At 44.2% G+C, this 21,722-nt stretch carries 18 protein-coding genes; 12 read left to right on the top strand and 6 right to left on the bottom strand.

The genetic code is table 11. The annotated features are described in order from the left end of the window. Positions 1–53: 53 nt before the first annotated feature. The 6 genes from A3EU_RS0102260 to A3EU_RS0102235 all read left to right on the top strand — a co-directional run bounded on the left by A3EU_RS0102260 (position 54) and on the right by A3EU_RS0102235 (position 6,837). Positions 54–1,493, top strand: a complete 1,440-nt coding sequence (locus tag A3EU_RS0102260; protein WP_020534497.1) for a circularly permuted type 2 ATP-grasp protein — start codon at positions 54–56, stop codon at positions 1,491–1,493. 4 nt (positions 1,494–1,497) lie between these two features. After that, positions 1,498–2,466: an alpha-E domain-containing protein gene (locus A3EU_RS0102255; RefSeq protein WP_020534496.1), complete on the top strand. Its 969-nt coding sequence runs from the start codon at positions 1,498–1,500 to the stop codon at positions 2,464–2,466. Beyond that, a complete protein-coding gene (locus tag A3EU_RS0102250) occupies positions 2,467–3,183 on the top strand; it encodes a proteasome-type protease (RefSeq protein ID WP_020534495.1) in 717 nt (238 codons plus the stop codon). 59 nt (positions 3,184–3,242) lie between these two features. Next, the gene (locus A3EU_RS0102245) at positions 3,243–4,097 is read left to right on the top strand and encodes a transglutaminase family protein (RefSeq protein ID WP_020534494.1); all 855 of its coding nucleotides are present in this window, start codon (positions 3,243–3,245) and stop codon (positions 4,095–4,097) included. Between the two features lie 100 nt (positions 4,098–4,197). Next, positions 4,198–4,980, top strand: coding sequence for a GNAT family N-acetyltransferase (locus A3EU_RS0102240; protein WP_020534493.1), 783 nt, complete (start codon positions 4,198–4,200; stop codon positions 4,978–4,980). Between the two features lie 45 nt (positions 4,981–5,025). Continuing rightward, the gene (locus A3EU_RS0102235; RefSeq protein ID WP_020534492.1) at positions 5,026–6,837 is read left to right on the top strand and encodes a T9SS type A sorting domain-containing protein; all 1,812 of its coding nucleotides are present in this window, start codon (positions 5,026–5,028) and stop codon (positions 6,835–6,837) included. 560 nt (positions 6,838–7,397) lie between these two features. Here A3EU_RS0102235 and A3EU_RS0102230 read toward each other — a convergent pair. Beyond that, entirely contained in the window at positions 7,398–8,594 is a 1,197-nt protein-coding gene (locus tag A3EU_RS0102230; RefSeq protein ID WP_020534491.1) for a BaiN/RdsA family NAD(P)/FAD-dependent oxidoreductase, read from the bottom strand. A 232-nt stretch (positions 8,595–8,826) separates the two neighbouring features. Here A3EU_RS0102230 and A3EU_RS0102225 point away from each other — a divergent pair, with 232 nt between their 5' ends. Together A3EU_RS0102225 and A3EU_RS0102220 are read left to right on the top strand one after the other, a co-directional pair. After that, complete coding sequence (locus A3EU_RS0102225) at positions 8,827–9,864, top strand: transglutaminase domain-containing protein (RefSeq protein WP_044085396.1); 1,038 nt, start codon at positions 8,827–8,829, stop codon at positions 9,862–9,864. Between the two features lie 59 nt (positions 9,865–9,923). Further along, on the top strand, positions 9,924–11,090 hold the full coding sequence (locus tag A3EU_RS0102220) for a DUF3095 family protein (protein ID WP_020534489.1): 1,167 nt from the start codon (positions 9,924–9,926) through the stop codon (positions 11,088–11,090). 10 nt (positions 11,091–11,100) lie between these two features. On the opposite strand, the gene A3EU_RS0102215 is transcribed toward A3EU_RS0102220, so the two are convergent. Then, entirely contained in the window at positions 11,101–12,162 is a 1,062-nt protein-coding gene (locus tag A3EU_RS0102215) for a flavin monoamine oxidase family protein (RefSeq protein ID WP_020534488.1), read from the bottom strand. 296 nt (positions 12,163–12,458) lie between these two features. On the opposite strand from A3EU_RS0102215, the gene A3EU_RS0102210 reads away from it, so the two are divergent. After that, a complete protein-coding gene (locus tag A3EU_RS0102210) occupies positions 12,459–12,812 on the top strand; it encodes a nuclear transport factor 2 family protein (RefSeq protein ID WP_020534487.1) in 354 nt (117 codons plus the stop codon). 243 nt (positions 12,813–13,055) lie between these two features. Here the strand turns inward: A3EU_RS0102210 and A3EU_RS32405 are convergent, their stop codons facing one another. The 4 genes from A3EU_RS32405 to A3EU_RS0102185 form a co-directional block, all read right to left on the bottom strand. Continuing rightward, positions 13,056–14,864: an OmpA family protein gene (locus tag A3EU_RS32405; protein WP_052331276.1), complete on the bottom strand. Its 1,809-nt coding sequence runs from the start codon at positions 14,862–14,864 to the stop codon at positions 13,056–13,058. A 466-nt stretch (positions 14,865–15,330) separates the two neighbouring features. After that, a complete protein-coding gene (locus A3EU_RS0102195) occupies positions 15,331–15,546 on the bottom strand; it encodes a hypothetical protein (protein WP_020534484.1) in 216 nt (71 codons plus the stop codon). Positions 15,547–15,564: 18 nt separating this feature from the next. After that, positions 15,565–15,873 (bottom strand): hypothetical protein, encoded by a 309-nt coding sequence (locus A3EU_RS0102190; RefSeq protein WP_020534483.1) that lies wholly within the window; start codon positions 15,871–15,873, stop codon positions 15,565–15,567. Positions 15,874–15,913: 40 nt separating this feature from the next. Continuing rightward, the gene (locus A3EU_RS0102185) at positions 15,914–16,507 is read right to left on the bottom strand and encodes a hypothetical protein (protein WP_020534482.1); all 594 of its coding nucleotides are present in this window, start codon (positions 16,505–16,507) and stop codon (positions 15,914–15,916) included. Between the two features lie 263 nt (positions 16,508–16,770). Here A3EU_RS0102185 and A3EU_RS0102180 point away from each other — a divergent pair, with 263 nt between their 5' ends. The 3 genes from A3EU_RS0102180 to A3EU_RS0102170 all read left to right on the top strand — a co-directional run bounded on the left by A3EU_RS0102180 (position 16,771) and on the right by A3EU_RS0102170 (position 21,146). After that, positions 16,771–17,409 carry a response regulator gene (locus A3EU_RS0102180; RefSeq protein ID WP_026211184.1) on the top strand — a complete coding sequence of 213 codons (639 nt, stop codon included), beginning with the start codon at positions 16,771–16,773 and terminating at the stop codon, positions 17,407–17,409. A gap of 94 nt (positions 17,410–17,503) precedes the next feature. Next, entirely contained in the window at positions 17,504–18,145 is a 642-nt protein-coding gene (locus A3EU_RS0102175; protein ID WP_020534480.1) for a hypothetical protein, read from the top strand. A gap of 19 nt (positions 18,146–18,164) precedes the next feature. After that, on the top strand, positions 18,165–21,146 hold the full coding sequence (locus A3EU_RS0102170) for a ligand-binding sensor domain-containing protein (RefSeq protein WP_020534479.1): 2,982 nt from the start codon (positions 18,165–18,167) through the stop codon (positions 21,144–21,146). Positions 21,147–21,722: the final 576 nt, after the last annotated feature.

Raw genomic sequence — 21,722 nt, 5'->3', positions numbered from 1 at the left:
TTGTTATATTACCTGTAGAGCACGATTACACATCTTTATCTTTACTACAATTTATGCCAAAAATCAACTTTACCGGTTATGATACCGGCGGTTTCTTCGATGAAATGATCTCGGAGCAAGGGGATGTTCGTTCCCATTATGCTCGTTTTAAGAACCGGATGCAAAAAATGGATTGGAAAAAGCTCAACTCATTGCGCTTTGCCACCGATCGAGCCCAGTTGTCTATGGGCATGACTTTTAATGTTTACAACGACAACCAGGGATCAGAAAGAATACTTCCACTCGATATTATTCCCCGTATTATCAGTGGTGCCGATTGGGAGGAAATGGAGAGAGGCTTGCGCCAGCGCATCGTCGCATTGAATTTGTTTATCGACGATTTGTACCACGATCAGAAAATCCTCAAAGACAAGGTTATTCCTGCTGATCTTATTCTGTCTAGCGCTACTTTTCTCAAGGAGTGTGTTGGACTTAACCCTCCTCAAAAAGTTTGGTGCCACATCACTGGTAGTGATTTGATTCGTGGTGGTGATGGCAAATTTTACGTGCTTGAAGATAACCTGCGTTGCCCTTCGGGCGTATCGTATATGCTCGAAAATCGAGAAATTCTGAAGCGAACATTACCTGGTATTTTTGAAAAACTGAGCGTCCGCCCAGTGTCCAATTACTCCCACCTTTTGCGCGATACGCTTGAATCTTTGGTGCCTGATCGAGAGCAACCCACAATTGTGGTACTTACACCGGGGGCTTATAATTCCGCCTATTTTGAACACGCCTACCTCGCCCAGCAGATGGGTGCGGAACTGGTGGAAGGCCGCGATTTGGTGGTGCAGGATGATATGGTCTACATGCTGACGACCAAGGGCTTACAAAGGGTAGATGTCATCTACCGACGAGTAGACGATGACTATATCGACCCCCTTGTTTTTAATAAAGATTCGCTGCTTGGCACTCCTGGCCTTTTTGGAGCTTACCTCAAAGGCAACGTCGTATTGGTAAATGCGCCAGGTACGGGTGTTGCTGATGATAAGGCTGTTTATGCCTACGTTCCTAAAATTATCAAATACTATTTGGGCGAAGATATGCTCTTGCCCAATGTACAAACTTACATCTGTGCCGATCCTAAAGAGTGTGCTCACGTTATAGCAAATATTGCTGACCTCGTTGTCAAACAAACGGATGCCTCCGGTGGTTACGGTATGCTCATTGGCCCTAAATCTACGAAGGCAGAACAAGAAGAGTTTGTACGTAAGATCAAGGCCAACCCGCGTAATTATATTGCACAGCCAATGATCAGCTTATCACGGGTGCCTACCTTGGTTGATGAGGGTATTGAAGGTCGTCATGTAGATTTGCGGCCCTACATTTTGTACGGAAAAGAAATCAAAATCATCCCCGGAGCGCTCACGCGTGTAGCGTTGAAGAAAGGGTCGTTGGTTGTTAATTCATCACAAGGAGGCGGGAGTAAGGACACCTGGGTCTTGAATAAATAAGAATATGCTAAATAGAGTTGCAAATACCATCTATTGGATGAATCGTTACATCGAGCGAGCAGAAAATTACGCCCGGTTCTTAGATGTTAACTTTAACCTGGCTTTAGAAATGCCTCCCTCGGTTGCAGAACAATGGCAGCCACTCATCGTCGCTACCGGCGATTGGCAAGCGTATACTGATCGCTATGGAGGAGTAGAAAAAAACCAGGTTATCTATTTTTTGGGCTTTGACCCCGAAAACCCTAATTCGATTTTTACCTGCATCAGTAATGCCAGAGAAAATGCACGTTCCGTGCGCTCGGAGATTACCAAGGAAGTGTGGGAGCAGATCAACTATCTGTACTATTTTGTCAAAAAAGGGAATGAAAAGGAGAAGTGGAAAAAGAAGGACCCACGTAAGTTTTTTCGGAAAATAAAAGACGGCTGTCAGCTGCTTTACGGCATGTACGATGCTACTATTTCGAGGAATGAAGGCTGGCATTTCGCCAAAACGGGCCGCCTTATTGAGCGAGCCGACAAGACCTCAAGGATACTGGATGTCAAGTATCACTTTATCGTTTCCTCTTCTCAAATTTTAGGCTCGCCCTTGGATATGGTTCAATGGGTGGCCTTGCTCAAATCGGTGACGGCCTACGATATGTATCGCAAAACGAATGGGAAACTAACACCAATGGACATTGCTGCCTACTTGTTACTCGACCCTGAATTCCCGCGCTCGATGTACAAATGTTTGATTCAGGCCGAGCGCTCGTTGCAAAGTATTACCGGGGATGTCGAGCATCCTGCAACTGCCGAACTGACCCGTATGCGTATAGCGATGGAACAAACCAATGTGGAGGATATTTTTGCAGGCGGGCTGCACGAATACATTGACCAATTCCAGCAAGATTTAAATCAAGCTTCTTCGCTAATTTTTACGTCCTTTGGTGCAGTGAATACCATTATTCAGGAAACATCAAGTCAAAACCAGTAAATGACCTATTGCCTCGGCATAAAAACCAAAACGGGTTTCATCGGAATTGCCGATACCCGTATTACCTCAGGAAGCTCTACCGGAAGTGCTAAAAAAGTGTACACGGTTAACGAGGATAAGCATTCCTTTTTTATCATGACTTCGGGCCTGCGTTCAGTGCGTGATAAAGCCATGACGTATTTTAAAGAACGCCTGGAAGAACGAGAAGAACCGTTTAATAAATTATACAAAGTGGTTAATGCGTTTGCCGAAGAAGTCAAACAGGTAGCGGTGGAGGATAAGAAATCACTCCGGGAAGGAGGGCTTAGCTTTAACCTCTTTACGATCATTGGAGGACAACTGGAAAAAGATGAGGAACACAAGATCTACCTGCTTTATCCAGAAGGCAACTGGGTAGAAGTAGCCGATGGTTCTCCCTTTGTGATAGTGGGCAACAATGGCTATGGTAAACCCATCCTGGATCGGGTAGTCAAGTACAGCTCGTCCTTGAAATTTGCCCTCAAAGCGGGTTTCCTCTCTTTTGATGCCACCCGGATTAGTGCCAACGATGTGGATTATCCGATTGATGTGCTTTATTATGAAAAGGATTCTTTCAATATTATTGAAAAGCGGTACAAAAAGGAAGAGCTTACCAAATTGTCGCGTGATTGGAATAAAAACCTCATTGCTTCCGTCGACAAATTGAATGATGAGTGGTTGGACAAACTTCTGCTCTGATAAAAGTTGTCAGAGAATCAATAAGGCTCAATTTATTTTTTGCGCAATAAATGGACGAAATGAGGTACAAAATAATCCACAAAACCCAATACGGTTTTTCAAAGCCGGTTTTTCTCGAGCCTCACCTGTTGCGATTTTGCCCTCAGGCGACGCCTTTTCATACTGTTGAAGAATTTCATCTGGAAATAAGCCCGAAACCTAGTGGTCACCGCCAGCAAAGAGATGCAGAAAATAACCTGATCGACAGTTGCTGGTTTGACGGTGTACACGATATTTTTAGCATTCGTGCGGAATCGATCATAGACGTAGCGGCACACAATCCTTTTGACTTTATTCTCTACCCCGGTACTGCGCTTCAATTGCCTTTTTCGTATAGCCTTGAGCAAGAAAAAGTTTTACAACCGGCGCTGCAAGGAGCTGACATCGGCGATGAGCTATGTCAATATGGCCAATCTCTCTTAAAAAAATCGCAGGCTAATACCACTGTTTTTTTAACACAACTGACGCAACAGATTCAGCAAGATTTTACCGCCATTTACCGGGAAGTAGGCGAACCATTTTCACCTGACCATACCTTTGCTGGTCGGGAAGGCTCCTGCCGTGATCTTACCTGGATGATGATACAGTTGTTACGTAGTTTAGGCCTGGCGGCTCGCTTTGTGAGTGGCTATAATTATATTATTACCGATGAGGAACCTAACTTTGAACTCCACGCTTGGGTAGAGGTTTTTCTGCCCGGAGCTGGTTGGGTTGGCTATGACCCTACGCACGGGGTAGTGGTAGGAACGGCACATATTCCGGTAGCAGCCAGCAGCACTTACGAAAATACAATGCCCGTGAGCGGGAACTTACGGGGCGATGCAAGCGCTAAGCTATCTACAGATTTAAAGATTGAATTATTGAATGAATATTGAACCACTTAAGGGCACCAAAGAGAGGTTTTTACTGAACCGCCAAAGGCACTTAAGGTTTTTCTTTGGTGGTTCAAAATGAATACTAAGAATCAAACCTACCATGAAATTTCAACCTACGACCCAAGAAGAAGTCAGCACCTATCGCCAGGAATTGTACCGTACCTTTGTTGCTCCGCTCGATGGCATGTGGGAAGCACTCTATGTCGCATCCGCTACCCCTTTTTTGATCACTTTGGAAGATACTTCGATAGGTTATTGCTGTATTGATGAAGATAAAAATATCAATCAGCTCTACCTGATGCCGGTTCATCGTTTTCTTATCAATAAGGTAGTAGAAGAATTGATCAAAGAAGCGATGATTCAAGGGGCTTTGCTTAGTTCTATTGAGCCAGTAGCTTTCAATGTCTGCCTCGCTAAAACAAATACCATTAGTGCCAATACGTTCAATTTTCATTACGCGTCCCCGCAGAAAGGAGAAAATAAGAAACAGCTAGATTTGATAAAAGCCCGTATGGATGACCACTCAGCTATAAAGTCATTTTTCCTTAACGAGGCGGGTTTCGATGATAACTTTGGCTACGCCGAAAACTTGATCAAGCGAGGAGAAATTTTCCTGCTGATAGAAGATGGAATACTTACCGCTACGGGAGAATGTCGGCTAAGTGATACACAACCTGCTTACGCGGATGTAGGAATGATCGTAAAGCAGGACGCACGAAAACGCGGGTGGGGAGGCAAGGTGTTGGCTACTTTGGCTGGTATTGCCGAGCGTCAAGGGCGAATTCCTATCTGTTCAACTACAGTAGACAATATTGCTTCGCAAAAAGCGATCCAAAAGGCTGGGTTTTACCAAAGTCATATTGTTTTTAAGATGGAGTTTTAAAGCTGCGTTTAGAACCTTATTTTGCAGGCAAAATAATCCCAGCTCATGAAGGCGAAAATCCTATTCTTATTTACCTGTTTCTTTACACTATTACTTTCAGCCCAAGAACGGCCAATAGCCACTAACCTTACCTCTGTACACGACTATTCCACCGAGTTGGTGTTTACTGATGCCTTTAAGCAAAGCCGGGAATGGATCAGTTTTCAAGCCGATGGTAATGGACCCTGGGATACGCAGGTGGCTGTGCCTTTGAGCGAACAAGGTTACCCTTTGGAAATTCCTTATGATGATGGTGTAAATCCACCTCAAAGTGTCCGAGCATTACTCTTGTGGGACATAAACGAAGCTTTACCACTGGGGCAGTATCGCTTGTTGGTAGAGGGGAGCGGAACGGTGAGTTTGCGTTTTGGTGCCAGTGGCGTATTTCAGTGCCCAGTAGATACGATGGTGACGGTGACGAGTGGAGTCTCTGTGGAGATCGAAGCCTCATCGGTAGAAGACCCGATTACGGATATCAAGTTCATTTATCCAGATTATGTAGACACCTATGAAGAGCAAGTTTTCACCAATGAGCTATTGACGTTTTTAGATGATTTTCAGGCCATCCGCTTTATGGATTGGCTGCGCACCAATAATTCTAATGTGACCAGCTGGTCAGGGCGTAGCCGCTACGATTACTTCACCCAAAGTACGGCAAAAGGTGTAGCTTGGGAATACGTCGTTGAATTGGCCAACCTCCTTGAAAAAGACGTATGGATCAATATTCCTCACCAAGCCAACGATGATTACCTTCAACAATTGGCCAACTTCCTTTTGGCTAACCTCGATACAGATTTAAACATCTACCTGGAGTATAGCAACGAAGTATGGAATTCCCAATTTGATCAACATCACTACGCTGCTGAACAAGGACTGATCCTCGGTTATCCGGAAGCTTCCTGGGACCGCGCTTGGCAATACACGGCCAAGCGCTCAGCGGATATTTTCCGAGTATTCACCGATACCTTCGGAGGAGCAGATCGACTGATACGGATCATCCCTACCCAAGCAGCCAACGCGTGGGTAACCAACCGAATCATGGAGTATTTCAATGCCCCGATGTATAACCCCACCCAAGTTGCTGTCGATGCGATAGCAATAGCGCCCTACTTTGGCGGCACGGATGTGGCCAATACCATTGTGAGCCAGGGGGAGATAGCCACGATTTCGATAGCTGAAATTGTTGCTCGTATGGAAGCGACGCTCCCGGTTTCCTTCGGTTATATGGAAGACAACCAAGTGGTAGCAGATGAATTTGACCTCGATTTGATCGCCTACGAAGGTGGCCAACACCTCGTAGCCACCGGCGCCAACGTCAATATCGATGAGCTTACGGTGAAACTGAATGCAGCCAACCATCACCCGGATCTGCAAGCCGCCTATTGCCAGTATTTCGACTATTGGTACACTAACCACGGCGGTCTATTTGCGCACTTCTCCTCTCACGGAAGCTACTCAAAATGGGGTAGCTGGGGCGTAAAAGAAACCATGGAAGATGTAAATAATCCCAAATACCTGGGTTTGCAAGAGTGTGTCTTTGCCTACAATGATATTGGTACAGCACTTGGCGAACTAGAAGAACCCCTCTCTTCTTTGCACGCTTTTCCAAATCCGACCAATACTGGCGAGATCACCGTGTCAGGTAATTTTGATGACCCTGAAATACGGTTGTTCGACGCCCTCGGTCGGCAGGTTGATTACAAACAGATTAGCTTGAAAGAAGACCAGCTTCGTTTGCAATTGCCAAAGCCAGGTTTGTATTTCGTGCATATTCGGGAAGCAGGAAGTGCGCAAGGTTTGAAAGTGATTTATCAGTAGGCTAAGTGTAAAGGGATACGGGCTGCTTCGCTGCCCTAAAGTAGAGGGTATAGAGATGTTTTAGTGACACTACGTACGAAGGTGCTGAAAACGTAGCTTGGGCTTTGGCATAGCCATTCCTTCGGAGCAGCCCTACGGTTGGGGCATATTTATGTGTCTTGACCTCAGTAAAGGTCATCTATTGGTAGAACGATGTTTATTAAGAGTTAAAACGACCTCGGATGAGGTCGAATATCAATTCCTATTGGATCACCGGGGAGAAAAAATAAAAAGGGAAGACTGTATTTACTCTTGTGCGACCTCATCCGAGGTCGTTTCTTTGTTTATTCATTCTTTTCTACCAATATTCGACCTCTCCGAGGTGTTTTTTCTTGATCCCACTCCTGATTTTGGTCGAGATATGTCCCAACCGTAGGGTTGAAGCCTGAGCGTTATTGTTAGACTCGGAGTGAGTCTCAAGTTGCTGATAATGAATGTATTATATTGGTGTGTAGAGGTTGCGGTGAACATCCGCGCAGGTTAGTCCGGAGGCTACAATGAGCGGCAAAATCGAGGGAGCTCTAAGAGGCAAACCTCCCATTAAGATGATCCGCCAAAAACACCCCCATGCTAAAGCAGGCTTGTAGCAGGTAACCGCCTGTAGGTGCATTCCAGTCCTGCATTTCCCCGATACAGAAGGTTTGTGGCATTTGCGAAAGCTCAAAGTGAGCATCCATCGCATTCAGAGCAATACCTCCGGAAGTGGAGATGGCCTCGTCTAAGGGAGCTGAGCCTAGAATCGTTAGTGGTAAGCGCTTGATGTTGGGCGCTAGCTTTTGGGGCGTCAAATAATCCTCTTTGGAGAGAAAGGCATGAAGTAAATCCAGTTGTGCCGAACCCAGCTTAATGCCACGCCGCAGGGTACTGGTCATGGTTTTCTCCCGAGAGGAGAGGAGCCGCTGTAGGATGTCTTCTTCCGTAAACATAGGTTTTAAATCGAGGAAGACGATTGTCTTTTGCCCCTTGTCAAGTTGCGCCTGGATTTGTGGGCTCAGAGCATAAATGGCATTCCCTTCCAGCCCGAAACGAGTAATCACAGCTTCTCCTTTTTTGGTATTGTGCTCACAGGAAATAGCGATGTTTTTCAAGGGCTGCCCCTCGTTTTTCGCAAGAAAGGCAGCAGGCCAATCAATCTGGTAGGCACAGTTGGCGGGTTTAAAGGGCACCGTAGCAATTCCTTTTTTAGCAAAAATAGGTAACCAACTACCATCGGACCCCGTCACTTTCCAGCTTCCCCCACCAAGGGCAAAGACGGTATAATCTGCTTTTACAGGCGTTTGTTCTGCAAACAGGAGGGTATTGTCTGTCCCCCAGCCCGTCCAGGTATGATCGGTGAGAACAGTAACCTTTTTTTCTTCCAGTACAGCCAATATTTTCTGAAGGACCTCTATGGGTTTGATGCCTTTTATGGGATAGACCCTTTTACTACTGCCCACAAAAGTGGGTATATCTATACTATCTAGCCACTGTCGCAAGTGTTCATTGCTAAAATGGGTGAGCGCCGGTTGCAGAAAGCTTGCAGGCGTGTAGCGTTCCGTAAAAGCCGGCAATGGTTCCGAATGGGTAAGGTTGAAGCCCCCTTTGCCGGCTACAAGAAACTTGCGGCCTACGGTCTTATTTTTCTCGTAGATCGTAACCTCGAATTGCTGTTGGTCCAAGAAAGCAGCCAATATCAATGCTGCTGGCCCGCCCCCGATAATAGCTACCGTTTGCTTCATGCCACGAATTTAGGCATTATCGGGCAACTGGCCTATACATGGTAAATTCATGAATTTGCCATGATAGGCCAACCCCTTATAATCCCTTCTATTTCCTTATATGGTTCAAAACACCCCCCTTAAGTGTCTATAGTGGTTCAAAAAAGAGAAACCTCATAATGCTTCAAAATCCCTATTTTTGCAGCAAATACAATGCGTTAAATACCCCTGTTACGATGCTCAAATACCGATAATGATGCACGCTAAATTAATTGCTCTACTCTGCTGTTTAGGTGCTGCTTCCAGCCTACAAGCCTTGGACTCCCTCAATGTGCGGTTGCAATACTACGCCAGTGTCAACCGCCCAACAGAAGAGATGACTTTGGCCTCCTTGGCCAGTAGCCTGCAAAGTAGAACGAGGACAAAATTAGAAGCCGCTGAGATCGCTTTTTATTGGATAACCGAGCACATCAGCTACGACTTTGAAGGCGAGCAGTTTGCCAAGGAAAGAGTCGACCTGCAAGAAGTATTACGTACCCAGCGCGGCAATTTTCAAACCTTCTCACAGTTTTATCAAGAATTGTGCCGCTTGATGGGCGTGGAGTGCTACCTGATTACGGGGTATGTAAATCATTGGCATGCAGATGACTATCCCGAATATCACTATGATGGAGCCATGAAAGATCATCCGGATCATCCTTATCATGCCTGGAACATGGTGAAGATAGACAGTGTCTACTACGGCGTGGATATCAGCCTGGGTAGCGGTGCCATTGGTGGCGATGAAGTGACTGCCGAGTTTGTTAAGAAAATAGATTTGAAGCAAGTGTTGGTCAAGGAGGGGGTGTTTTTTCGTATCCATCTGCCTGCTGATCCGCGTTGGCAAATGAGGGAATACCCGATCAAACTCAAACCCTTTCTTAAGCGAATTCCCTACCAGGATGTACTCAAAGCCAGTGCTGATACCAAGCCCTTTGATTACGAATATGCCTTACGCGAATTTGAAAACGCAAGCCCGGCAGCACAGCGCCTGATGAGCCTTCAAAGTACCTACGAATTCAACCCTTCCGACTTCAACATTCGCCAGGTAGCAGATGCTCACTACAACATGGGCTACACGCAATCTTCGGGCGATTTTGATACGCAGCGCCTACTCGCGGCCCGCAAAAGCTACGAGCAGGCCATTGATGCTTACCGCAAAATAGAATCAACACCCACCGTCCAGCAGCTAATGGCACAAGCCCAACAGGGAATTACCTACATTGCCTATCGCCTGGATGCGAAACAATAAGGGTAAAAAAAGGTTATTGATGGTGCTAATCGCAGTTAAGCTTTAGTCATTTTGTTGCAATGAAAGATAATCAGACCTTCTATAGTCGTTTGCCAACTTCGCGGCTTCCTCTCCACAAGTTGCTGGGAGAAGAACAGCTCTTCCAGTCCTTACCTGCTGATTGGCATGTGATTGTCGTGGATGTTGAAGATTCTACGCTTGCTGTTGAACAGGGCTCTCACCACGATGTCAACTTCATTGCTACAGGCAGTATCATTGCGGTAAGCAACAAGGTCAAGGAATATTATGAACTTGCGAATATCCCTTATTTCTTTGGTGGAGATGGTGCCACTTTTTTAGTACCAGCATTTTTGTTGGAGACGCTCCTTGATACACTAGATAATTATCGCAGACATGTTAAACGCCAATTCGGTTTAGTACTAAGGGTGGGCGGATTAGCTGTTGCAGAGGTGTATCAGCAAGGGGTGCAACTCAAAATAGCTAAACTCAAACTGAATAATTACCTCGTTATTCCTGTTATTTTAGGTAATGGCCTCAAGTATACAGAAACGCTGATCAAAGCCCGGTTTGCAACCAAAGAAGATCACAATAAGGAGATTCTACCGGTTAATTTAGAGGGCATGAACTGTCGTTGGAACGAGATCGCTCCCCCTTCAAAAGAAGAGAAGATATTGTGCCTTTTGGTTAGTTGCTCCGACGAAGAACGCCAAGCCCAGGTTTACCATGAGGTCGTAATTGCGATTGATCGCATCTTTGGGAAATTAGATGGGCGACAACCTATTTCTGCTAAGCGACTTAAGCTTAGTCTCCGGATCGCCAATTTTCGTAGAGAGATGTATGGCAAACTGGGCCGCTACGACTTTTTTTACCTGCTAAAAAACTGGTTGGGGACACTAGGTGGGCGTTTCTATTTCAGATTGTTTGAAGAAGGAAAAGGTTACTTGAAAAAAATTCGCCAACTGTCAAGCACCCTGATGTTAGACGGTAACATCAATAGCGTTATTGCTGGAACAGATGACCAAATAGCAGCTTTAATTAAGGTGTTGGATAAGCTGGAAAAAGCAGGCGATCTCATCTATGGTGCCCACGTCACTTATTCTTCCATCATGTCTTGTTACGTACTGGACTACAAGGACAATCACGTACATTTCGTTGACGGAACAGAGGGAGGTTACACCACTGCGGCTAAGATGTTTAAAGCAAAGCTGGCTCAAACAAGCTCTTAGTCCATCTGTACTACCGCTGCGCGATAATTGCTGCGGCAATCTCTTCACCCCGTCGCACAGCTCCGTCCATATATCCCGGAAACTCGCTGGCCGTTTCGGCCCCTCCTATAAAGAAATGCCCACCGAAAAACGGCTGCCTAAAGATAGCGTGGCCATTGTTTTGGTGGGGCAGCAACGATTGGTCGTAATCCGTAAAGGTATAAGGCTCCTGACGCCACACGCCCTCTTCGTAGGTCGTGTATTGGTCGGCCTGTTCGCCATAATATTTGCGCAATTGTTGCAGTACCAGTTCGCAGCGTTCGGCCTTCGTCAGAGCGTGATATACGCCATTAAGGAACCCTTTGAGGGCATAATAGCCCTGGCCATCATCCGAATGGTCATACATTTCGCCCACCGGCCCAACGTTGCTGAACAAAGTACCACTCAGACCTTTGGCCCGCCAAAAAGGGGTAGAATAGGAGAAACCCACTTTAATACTTTCGCCCATCCAGGTGTGAGTTTGGTTAGCAATAGTTTGCAAGGGTTCCGGCCAGGTAGGTGTACATTTTATCGTCTGCATCAATAAACGTGGGGGCAGTGTGCTGACGATGGCTGCTGCGGTTAATACCTCATGCTGTGTATGAACGAGAAAACCATCGTCGGTTTTTTCTATGCCCTTCACCACTTGTTGAAGGCGGATATTGGCTAGCGGTATTTGTTTCATCAGGGCATCGATCAGTGCGGTCGAGGTGCCTACAATCCGATAGCTGGGGTCATTGTTTGGGGGCAGTTGCACCAACTGAGGCGGGCTGGTCGACAGCGCCTCATAGATCGCCTGTTTCCCCATGAGTTGTTCGGTAATTCCTATCCCCAATTCTGCTAATAGCGCATTGATGGCCGTATGTTTTTTGCCCAGCCAAGTAGCCCCCATCTCGATGGGAGTACCCGTTTCATTGCGCACCGTAAGTATTCTTCCCCCCATACGGTCGCGAGCCTCCAACACAAGAAAAGGGACAGCTGCCTTTTGCAGACGATAGGCGGTAGTGAGGCCAGATAATCCGGCACCAATGATAATCACCGGAGAAGAAGACATAGTTGTAATTTATAAGCTTAATGTGACTAACAACGTCCTTAATAGGGCATAGGTTGATGATAGCGGTCTCTTTTGTTTTTTGGGTCATGCCTTCTCCCGTCCCGACTTATAAGTCGGGATGCCTCGCGCTTCAGACTCCGCCTTACGCCCTTAAACCGGTGTTCCCAAGCTGGTTCGCTGGTCTTCTGACCAGTGAGCAGTACTCCCAAGTATTTTTTAAAAAAAAAGCCTTCCTGTGTAAAACTAATCAAGGTGTAAATACATTTAATGTATATACATTTATTAAAACAACCACAATGACTTATCTAGAAAAAGCACAAGATATTTACAACATGCTAGGCCAAGGCCAATTGTTGGACGCCTTCGACAAGTACTACGCCGACAATGTAGTAATGACTGAACCCCGCGGCACCCGCGAAAGCAAGGCTGTTTGTCGCGATTACGAAGTACAGTTCCTAAACAGCATCCAGGAATTCCACGACCTACAGGTAACTGGCATTGGTTCAGACGAAGCCAATGGTACTACTTTTGTAGAATCCATGATGGAAGTCACCTTCAAAGATGGCAATCGTGTGAAAATGGAGCAGGTAGCCGTCCAGAAGTGGGAAGGCGACCAGATTGTACACGAGCGTTTCTACTACGAGCAGTAGGTTTTTATAGTACGAAGTACATGGTAAAAGGTACAGAGATTTAATGCACTCATAGGCATCAAATCCCTGTTTTATTTTGAGTGTCCCGATGGGGATAAAAAAATCCCGAACCCCAGGGCAAATTCATGAATTTGCCCTGGGGTTCGGGATTTTTTTATATAAGGATAGAGAAACCTATCTGATCTCTCTATCCTATACCAAGTCTTGTACCAAGTACCAAATACCTCGTACCAAGCACCTGTTTTATTCCGGACAAATCACTTTAAACTCTGTACGGCGATTCACCTGGTGCTCGGCTGCACTACAGTTAACACCATCTGCACATCCGTTGAGCAATTTGGTCTCTCCATAACCTTTACCAATCACCCGAGAAGCATCAATGCCCTGAGCAATGATATAGTCGGCAGCCGCTTGCGCTCTGCGCTGGGAGAGGGCCATGTTGGAAGAAGCTCGGCCTTGACTATCTGTATGAGCAGACAGTTCTACTTTCGCATCCGTATTGTCTCTCATGAACTGAACCACCTTGTTCAAATCGGGCTCTGCATCTGGACGAATGGCCGCACTGCCGGTGTCATAAAGGATGTTATCCAGGTTGATAGCATCCCCACACTTCACTTCGTCAGCACAAATCTCTAAGCGCACGAATACAGATTTTTCACGATCGTAGTTGTTGGCGTCCACATCTACTACCTGAGAAAGGAAGCTTTCTTTCTTGGCGTAAAGCTCGTAAGTAGACCGGCTATCCAGGTAGAATACAAATTCGCCGTCACTCTTCGAGACAGTCGTCTTCAGGAAGTTGGCTGTTTTGTTACTCAAATTGAGGGTTACACCTGGCAGTGGGTTGGGACTGTTACAGTAGAACACCTTACCCTTGATGATAAAGTTGGGATCATCGTAGTAAACCGTCTTCTGTACAGAAGTGGAGGTGTTGAAATCGCTGGCAGCAATCTTGCCTTCTTCCAACGCCATATCGTAGAGCTTAGACTGGATGGTGTAGTCACCAGGTTCAACGTTGGCAAATTCTACCACACCGAGGCTGTTGGTTGTGCCTGTTTTTACGATCTGTCCACTGCTATTAACCAGGGCAACTTCCGTTTCCGGCAATACTTCGTCAGTAATTTTGTCTTTGGCCGTAATTACCATAGGCGAGGTTGGGCAGCCATTGTTGGCTACGGTTCCTTTTACGTCGGGGCAGTTGTCTTGGGCATCCTCTACACCGTCGCCATCGCGGTCGGTAACGGGGCAACCTTCGTTATCTAGCGGGCCGGCAGTATCCGGGCACTTGTCTTCGCTGTCCATCAGGCCATCGCCATCGGTGTCTGGGCAGCCTTCAAATTTAGCAATACCCGGCGTGTCGGGACACTTGTCGCTGCTGTCTTTAATGCCGTCACCATCACTGTCTGGGCAACCATTGAGGGCTACAATTCCTGGAGTGTCGGGACAAAGGTCTTCTGCATCAACGATACCATCACCATCGCGATCGAGAACAACAGGAGCGGGTGGCTCATAATCGTCAATAGCGATGTGAAAGCCAATACCAGCCATAAAGTGATCACGTAGATCAACGCTGTTGTAGTGGTAGGCAAAAGTGGTAGACAGGGAGGTGTTACGCCCCAGGTAAAAGTCTAAACCTAAACCTAGCGGTACATCTAGTGATAAATCAGAGGTCTCTAGCAGCAAGCCACCGACACCGGCAAACAAGCGTGGACGAAAGACATCGCCTTTGTAAAGATTAAGGTTTAACAATACATCAAGGCCAATATTGACGGCTTGCCGAGTTCTGCTACCAGCAGCATCCTGTGGGTGTTGGGCAGAAGCTATCCGGAAAGGGAAGCTTACATCAAAATTGTCGTTGAGGTAACGGAAATACTCGAATTGTAAACCGCCATCGAAGTCGTCACGAGCAAGGCCCGAATTGTTATCCAGTGGCCATTGGAAATTACTGGAAACATAACGGAAAGACCAAGCCTCTGGGCTTTCTGCACTTTGTGCCCCTAGCGAAGTACTAAAAAGTACGCTCGTAATGAGCAGGCTGAAAATTAATCTTAACATAACTAGTAGGTTTTTTAATGTGTAGTGAATATTAGCGTCAAAAACAGGGTTGCTAAACCAAGTATTTTGCGCTTGTTTGATGTTCTCAAAAAATGATTGTTTCCAGAGGAATAGGAAGTAAGTAGCCAACTATCCTCAATGATTACATCATCAGTGTATGTCGGAAAGGGTGGAGGAGGTAAGTGGTGGTAATCATTTTTTTGAAAAAAAGTAAATTATGGGCCCATTTCGGCTCTTCTTAAGGAACAGCACGGAAATAAAAAGCGATTCGCTTTGCCTGAAAATTTCAGTCAGGGGAGTAATAACAAAAGAGGCTGCCGGTGTTGGGGCAGCCTCTGATGGAGGGTTTCATTGTTGTTGGATGCTAATTAAAAGCCTTGCATTCTAGCCAATAAAGCACCTTAATGGTCTACCAACCCAAGATTTGTGATTCCTGACCTGGAGGATCATATATGACAACTGTCATTTAGGTTCGTGGTACTGTTTCCCCCTTGGGAATAATCTCAACCGTACAAATGGCGGGGCGATCTTCCGTAATGTGAATATCAAAATAGTACTCACCATAACTAGGTTGATAGAAACCATCGCCTGATCGGTGTTTTTTCATTTTGTCCAGACCTTCCCGATCATTTAAATGAAAGCGAACATAATTCAATCCATCTCTGGCCGCTGCAGCACGCATGTAGTAGGTTCCTTTTCCTTACTCTTGTTCACTTTTATTTATTTCCATAACGACGCTACATCCGGAATTCGCCTTGCCTTTGAACAAGAATTCATGGTGCTCCCCATGGTATTCTTGTGAATAAGGATGCAGCGTGGAACCGTTTGTGTTCATAATCATTCCACGCTTAACTTTATAATTTAAGCTAAACGTGTACTTAGTCCAATTTCGAATAGCGACAACCAAGCCCTTCCCCGGGATAACAACATCCCCGGCGAATTTTTTTGCTAATTCATAAAGACTGTCGGCCGCTTCTATACCGCCTTTAACTGCTTCTGCTTTTGACATAATATTACTTTTTTAGTACGTGAATTAAATATGTTGTGAATTAAATATTGATAAGCGATTGAGACTTCTTAGCAATTTTAAAAACCCGCTTCAGTTTATGAAAAACAATTTCGGAGATGCCCGAAATGGCATAGCGTTGCTTCGACCAAAAAATGAAAGTAGACTTCCTTTTGATCACATCTTCACTAAGAAATTTCACTTTTGAAGTGGAAGAGTACAGCTGAGCCAAGGAACGGGAGCAAGTTCCAAAAAGCACATACGGCGTGCCATACCTCCTGAGTGCATAGGCCATAGTCAGCCAAATAAAGAAATTGAGGCGCGTCTGGGTTCTCACCTCTTTCTTTATCCAAAAGCAGCAAATTTCCGTGAAAATCCCCTTGCTTTCTAGCTGCTTGTAAAGCATCTCATGCTTCTCTTCCTGTGCAAAAAGGGCTATTGTTCTGAAATTGGAATTGTTCCCTAAAATATAGCCGCCGATTAATTCCTGGTTTTTGTAGACGCCAAAAACTCTATTATTGGGATGGTGCAAATAACTTTCAGGAATTGGTAAACCAGAGGCCTTAAAATAGATTCTAGAAAAAACTTCACGCGATTCTTTTGTTCGTAATCGTCGCATAACAGGGAATATATTCATCGTTGCCAGGTTTTAGGTGTTTCTGAAATAGATCAAAGTTTTCATTTTCGCTAACTGTGATTCCGTTTCAATTACTGATAGGACAAAGGTATGGGCGTGAGTCAGGGGGGGAATCCACATTTTGATGTGGATGGCGCATTTTTTTTGGGGCAACTGAAGAACAGCACAAAGCATATACATGTGGTATAAGGAAAGAACCACTGTTCGTTTACCCACATCAAAATGTGGACAGCCGCTATATGCTGTTTCCTTACCTTTGTAGTATGCAAGAAATCAAATTAGCCATCATAGAAGACGATGCAGTCATCAAGGAAAGCTTGGAAACCTTCATGCCTCAGCATCCGTCCATTAAGATAACAGCTAGTGTTACCAGTGTAGAGGCTTTTTTAGAAAAGGCACAGTCTTTAAGGAAGCCGCTGGTAGATATTATGTTATTAGACATTGGACTTCCCGGGATGTCTGGCATACAGGGTATTTATCATATTCGCCAAAAATATCCAGACCTGGATATTATCATATTGACTACATTCGAGGAAGACGATAAAATTTATGATGCGCTTTGTGCAGGTGCCTGTTCTTACATTTCCAAACGGACACCATTACTCAAAATCCAAGAGGCCATCTTTACCGTTTCACGTGGCGGGTCTTATATGTCGCCTGCTGTAGCCAGGAAAATTGCACAGCGATTTATGCCTAAAGCAAAGAAGAAGGGAGATGAGTTATCGGAACGCCAAATGCAAATTGTTCAGGCATTGGTAGATGGCTTGTCCTACAAAATGATCGGCCAAAAATTGGACATTTCTTTAGATACGGTAAGAGATCACATCAAAAGAATTTACCGTACACTGGAGGTGAATAATAAAATGGAAGTGATTAAAAAAGTAATGGATGGTGAGCTGTGACAATCAGTAATTACCTATCCCGACTGAAGTAGTTTGAGCTTTTGCCCAAACCACTTTAAGATCGGTATATTTAAACATTCTAAAACCGAAAATAATGGGAAAGACAGTTGAAGTTAATTTAACGCTGAGTAACTTGTTAGATGATAAGTTCAGAGTAGCGGATGAAACACATATTCTATCCATTTCAGACAGCCCTTCTGATTTAACGGCATCTTTTAGCAAAGATGGTTTATTGGCATTATTAGCTATGGATAATTGTGATGGTATCCGGATATATCCAGCAGTCAATAACAATGAATTGATAATGATTGCCTGGGGTACCTATGGAAAAGATGACTTGATGGGGCCAGGCTACTTTTGCCTTGCCAGCAATGATCAGGGTGCTGTTCCCATTAATGGTGCTGTTACTATTGAGGGGGTAGAGCAAGTTCCAACTGAACTTGCAAGTGCCCTTGTTTCAGGGAATGGATCAGGAACAAAAATTGTTGATGATTTAAATAAAGTCCGTTATCAAACAGGACTTAAAGTGTTATTTGACGGTAGTTTCTTCACGGATCAAGATTTCGATGAGATTATGTTTGAGGTCATTGACGTTAAATTATCGGATACGGATGAGCTGAAAAGAACTATTATTGGAACTGCAAAGTATAAAAACGATGAAGTTTTTTCAAAAATGAGCTTCTTGCCTTGTCCACCCAATTGTGGTGGTGGTGCTTATGGTAACGAGCATTCTTAATTAAATTTTAAGATGCCATTTGTTTAGCCTTATTAAAATAAAAGTTCGTCTGCTATGGCTGATCGCACTATTTGCGATCAGCCCTGGTATTTTTCATGCCCAGACCTTCCACTACCTCTCTCCGGAAGAAGGTTTATCCCAAGCTTCAAATGATTTTATTTACCACGACTCCAAAGGCTTTGTTTGGCTGAGTTCCATAGATGGCTTAAACCGCTTCGATGGAAAGTCGGTGAAAGTTTATAAATCCATTTCAGGTGATTCTACCAGTTTACTAGGTAATATTATTACCAGTAGTTTCTACGAAGATGAGCAAAGCAACCTATGGTTTACATCTTACGAAGGCATTCATTGCTACATCAGGGAAAAGGACCATTTTCAACACTTTCAAATTAAAGACAAACAAGGCGTATCTCTGAAGGAAGATTATCACGCTTTTTATTTAGACCAGCAAGATCAACTTTGGGTCAGAGTTGGAATAGGTGTTAAAGGGAAACTTTACTTGTTTAATACTCAAACTAAGATTCCAATTTTACGCTGTGCCATTGACGGGCAGCATAACTTTCCTGTACTAGATGAAACAGGAAAGGTTAAGCAGATCGTTTCTTGTAACCTTAATACAAACAGTGGAATTACCGTTTTAGTCCCCCAGGCTCCCTTCGAGCTCGTTACTTTTTTTGATGAAACTCAAACGGAAGTAGCTGCAATGGAGGTCATTCATTTTAACCAGGTTAAAGAAGAGGAAGAGGTTTGGTTTTTAGGAACAAAAAAAGGACTTGTACTCTTCTATCCTAAATCGCAAAACTATCGCATCTTCGATAAATTTAATGACTTGCAAATAGGTCAGGTTACTTCAAGTATAAGCGTTAATGATTCTATTGCTTGGGTCGCAAGCTCTAGCCTGGGTATTCTTGTTTTCAACAAAAAAACAGCACAATTTACAGGACTCATCCCCGCCAATAACCCTGAAAAGCTAGGGTTAAGTGTCAGAACAGCGAATAAACTATACAAGGATCATCAAGAAAACATTTGGATAAGTAGTTTTTCATCTGGCGTGAATTACACCAATTTAACCAAGCAAAAGTTCGACAACTTAGATGCATTCACTGGTCAAAGTGTTAAGGCGATTTTTGAAACCCGTAGCGGAGAACTTTTCTGCAGCCACGGCAGAGGCTTTACAACTTATTATCCAACAGCTGAAAAGAACGAAGAACTTAGCCCTGTACTTTTAGCCAATAAAAAGTCTATTCAGTTTTTCTTTGAGCATAATGGTGGTTTATGGGCAACAGATTTAAGTAGGTTGTTGAAGTGGAATAAAGCGCAACGACAGTTTGAGTACATCCAGAACTTGCCCAGCTACATTTTATATGTTTATCAGCTTCGAGATGGGCGTACCCTTTTTGCTACTTATTCGGGCATCTATGAGTTTGAGGTCATTGACAATGCAGCCGTTTTTACACCTTTCCAAGCACTAGGAGAACACCAGCAAGCATTGGCAACATCTATTTATGAGACGCAGGAAGGGCTGCTCTATTTAGCCGTAGATGCTTCTAAGGTTCTGATCTTAGAAGCTGATGGTAATAATTATAGGGTCAGTAGAGAAATTGAAGGCATTGGCTATGCCAAAGATTATCAAGAAGAGGGGCATTCTTTGTGGATCGCTACCTCTACCGGGCTACTTAAAGTAAACAAAAAGGATGGTGCGAGTGAATTGTTGAATGAAGCGGAGGACGGTATACCTAATGAAAATTATTATTGTGTTATTCCAGATGCTTCCGGCAGCTTTTGGCTGAGTTGTAACAAAGGAGTCATTCGCTATTTTCCAGAAGAAAAAAGACATCACCGTTACACCCTTTTTGATGGCCTACAGGCTTATGAGTACAATACCAATGCTTTTTTAAAAACCAGCAATGGTGAAATTTGGTTGGGTGGTACCAAAGGACTGAACCGGTTTTCTCCAGAACATATAAAAAACGCTCCTTATGCCCCACAGATACAAATAACCCGCTTACAGGTCAATGATGAGTTGTTTGTGACAACAAAACAAATCGGAGAGCTAAAAGAACTGGAATTAGATTATCATGAAAACACCCTGTCATTTGATTTTGTGGCCTTGGAATATAGCGACCCTAAAAACAATCGGCTTCAGTACCAGCTTAAAAACCATGAGAATACTTGGGTAGATGCAGAGAAGAATGGCTTTGCTCGCTATTCTAATTTGCCCCCTGGTAATTACCAATTCAAAATAAAAGCATCCAATTCGGATGGTGTTTGGAATGAGCAGCCTTATTCTTTAAACATAGCTATCAGAAAACCTTGGTGGCAAACTTGGTGGTTTTATCTGACATCTCTAGTTACTGTATCTGCGATTGTTTACAGCATTGCGATGTATCGCTTACAACAGGCCTTGAAAATCGAACGTATACGCGTCAAAATCTCCAGTGATTTACACGACGATGTTGGCAGTGTATTGGCAGGTTTAACGATGCAAACAGAAATCCTGACGCAGACTGCTTCAGAAGAACGTCAACCCCAATTACACCGAATTAGTGAGATGAGCCGGAGTGCCATGTCTAGAATGAGAGACACTGTTTGGGCTATTGATGCTAGAAAAGATAAATTTAAAAATCTTTTAGATCGAATTCGGGAACATGCTATGGAAACACTTGAGTTGAAAAACATAATGTTCGACTTAAAAATACTTGACATTTCGCTAGACAAAAAAATGCCTACTCAAATACGGCAGAACCTGTATCTCATTTGTAAAGAAGCCATTACTAATACAGCCAAGCATTCCAATGGTGATGAGTTTCAAATTACGTTTCTGAAACACGGACGAAATGGAATACAATTGATTATCCAGGACAATGGTCGTATAGAAAATAAAGTGCTCAAAACGTCTGGGTTGGGCATGTCCAACTTGCAAATGCGGGCTAAAGAGATTGGTGCGAAATTAGAGATCAACACAGACAACGGATTCTTGATCCAATTGACGATCTTATAGCTCGTCTAACGTGAAATGCAATGTTAACATCTCACGTTAGACGAGTGAATCAAGTGCTTAGAGTGATTATTAGGGATGAGGAAATAAATAATCTACGCAAAGGGCGTAGCAAATTTTGCTTTAGACAAATCGGATTTTTCGTAGCATAGCGGGCTACGCAAGTAAAATCTGATGATGGATAAAGCAAAATTTGTAGGAAGATGTGTAGATTATTTTTTGCGAACTCCCTTGTTTTTAAAAGTGAATCCTGGGCCCATCCCGCCCCTTCTTTTTAGGGAAATGGTAGGATGGTTCCAGGTGCTACTACACATTATTCTTTGATATTTTTTGCGGAGTATACTTCCTTCTCTGCATACATTTTTAGCAGGTATAAATCAACGGGCTGCTTGGCCAAGTCAATACCATGTAAAGAAAAATAATCTACACAAAGGGCGTAGATTATTTGTTTAGAGCTTGTTGGGGAATTTGCGAACTGATTTTAGCTTCGCTGATCGTCGTTCCTCCTCGGAGTTCAACGATTTACGGTTCTGTCTAAGAAGTCAAAATCGAGCTTAGCGGGCTAAGTGAGATTTTTAG

Origin of the sequence: Lewinella cohaerens DSM 23179 (assembly GCF_000379805.1) — a bacterium.
GTDB classification, from domain to species: Bacteria; Bacteroidota; Bacteroidia; order Chitinophagales; family Saprospiraceae; genus Lewinella; species Lewinella cohaerens.
Note: the sequence above shows the minus strand (reverse complement) of the source record. Positions and strands in the feature narration are given on the sequence as shown.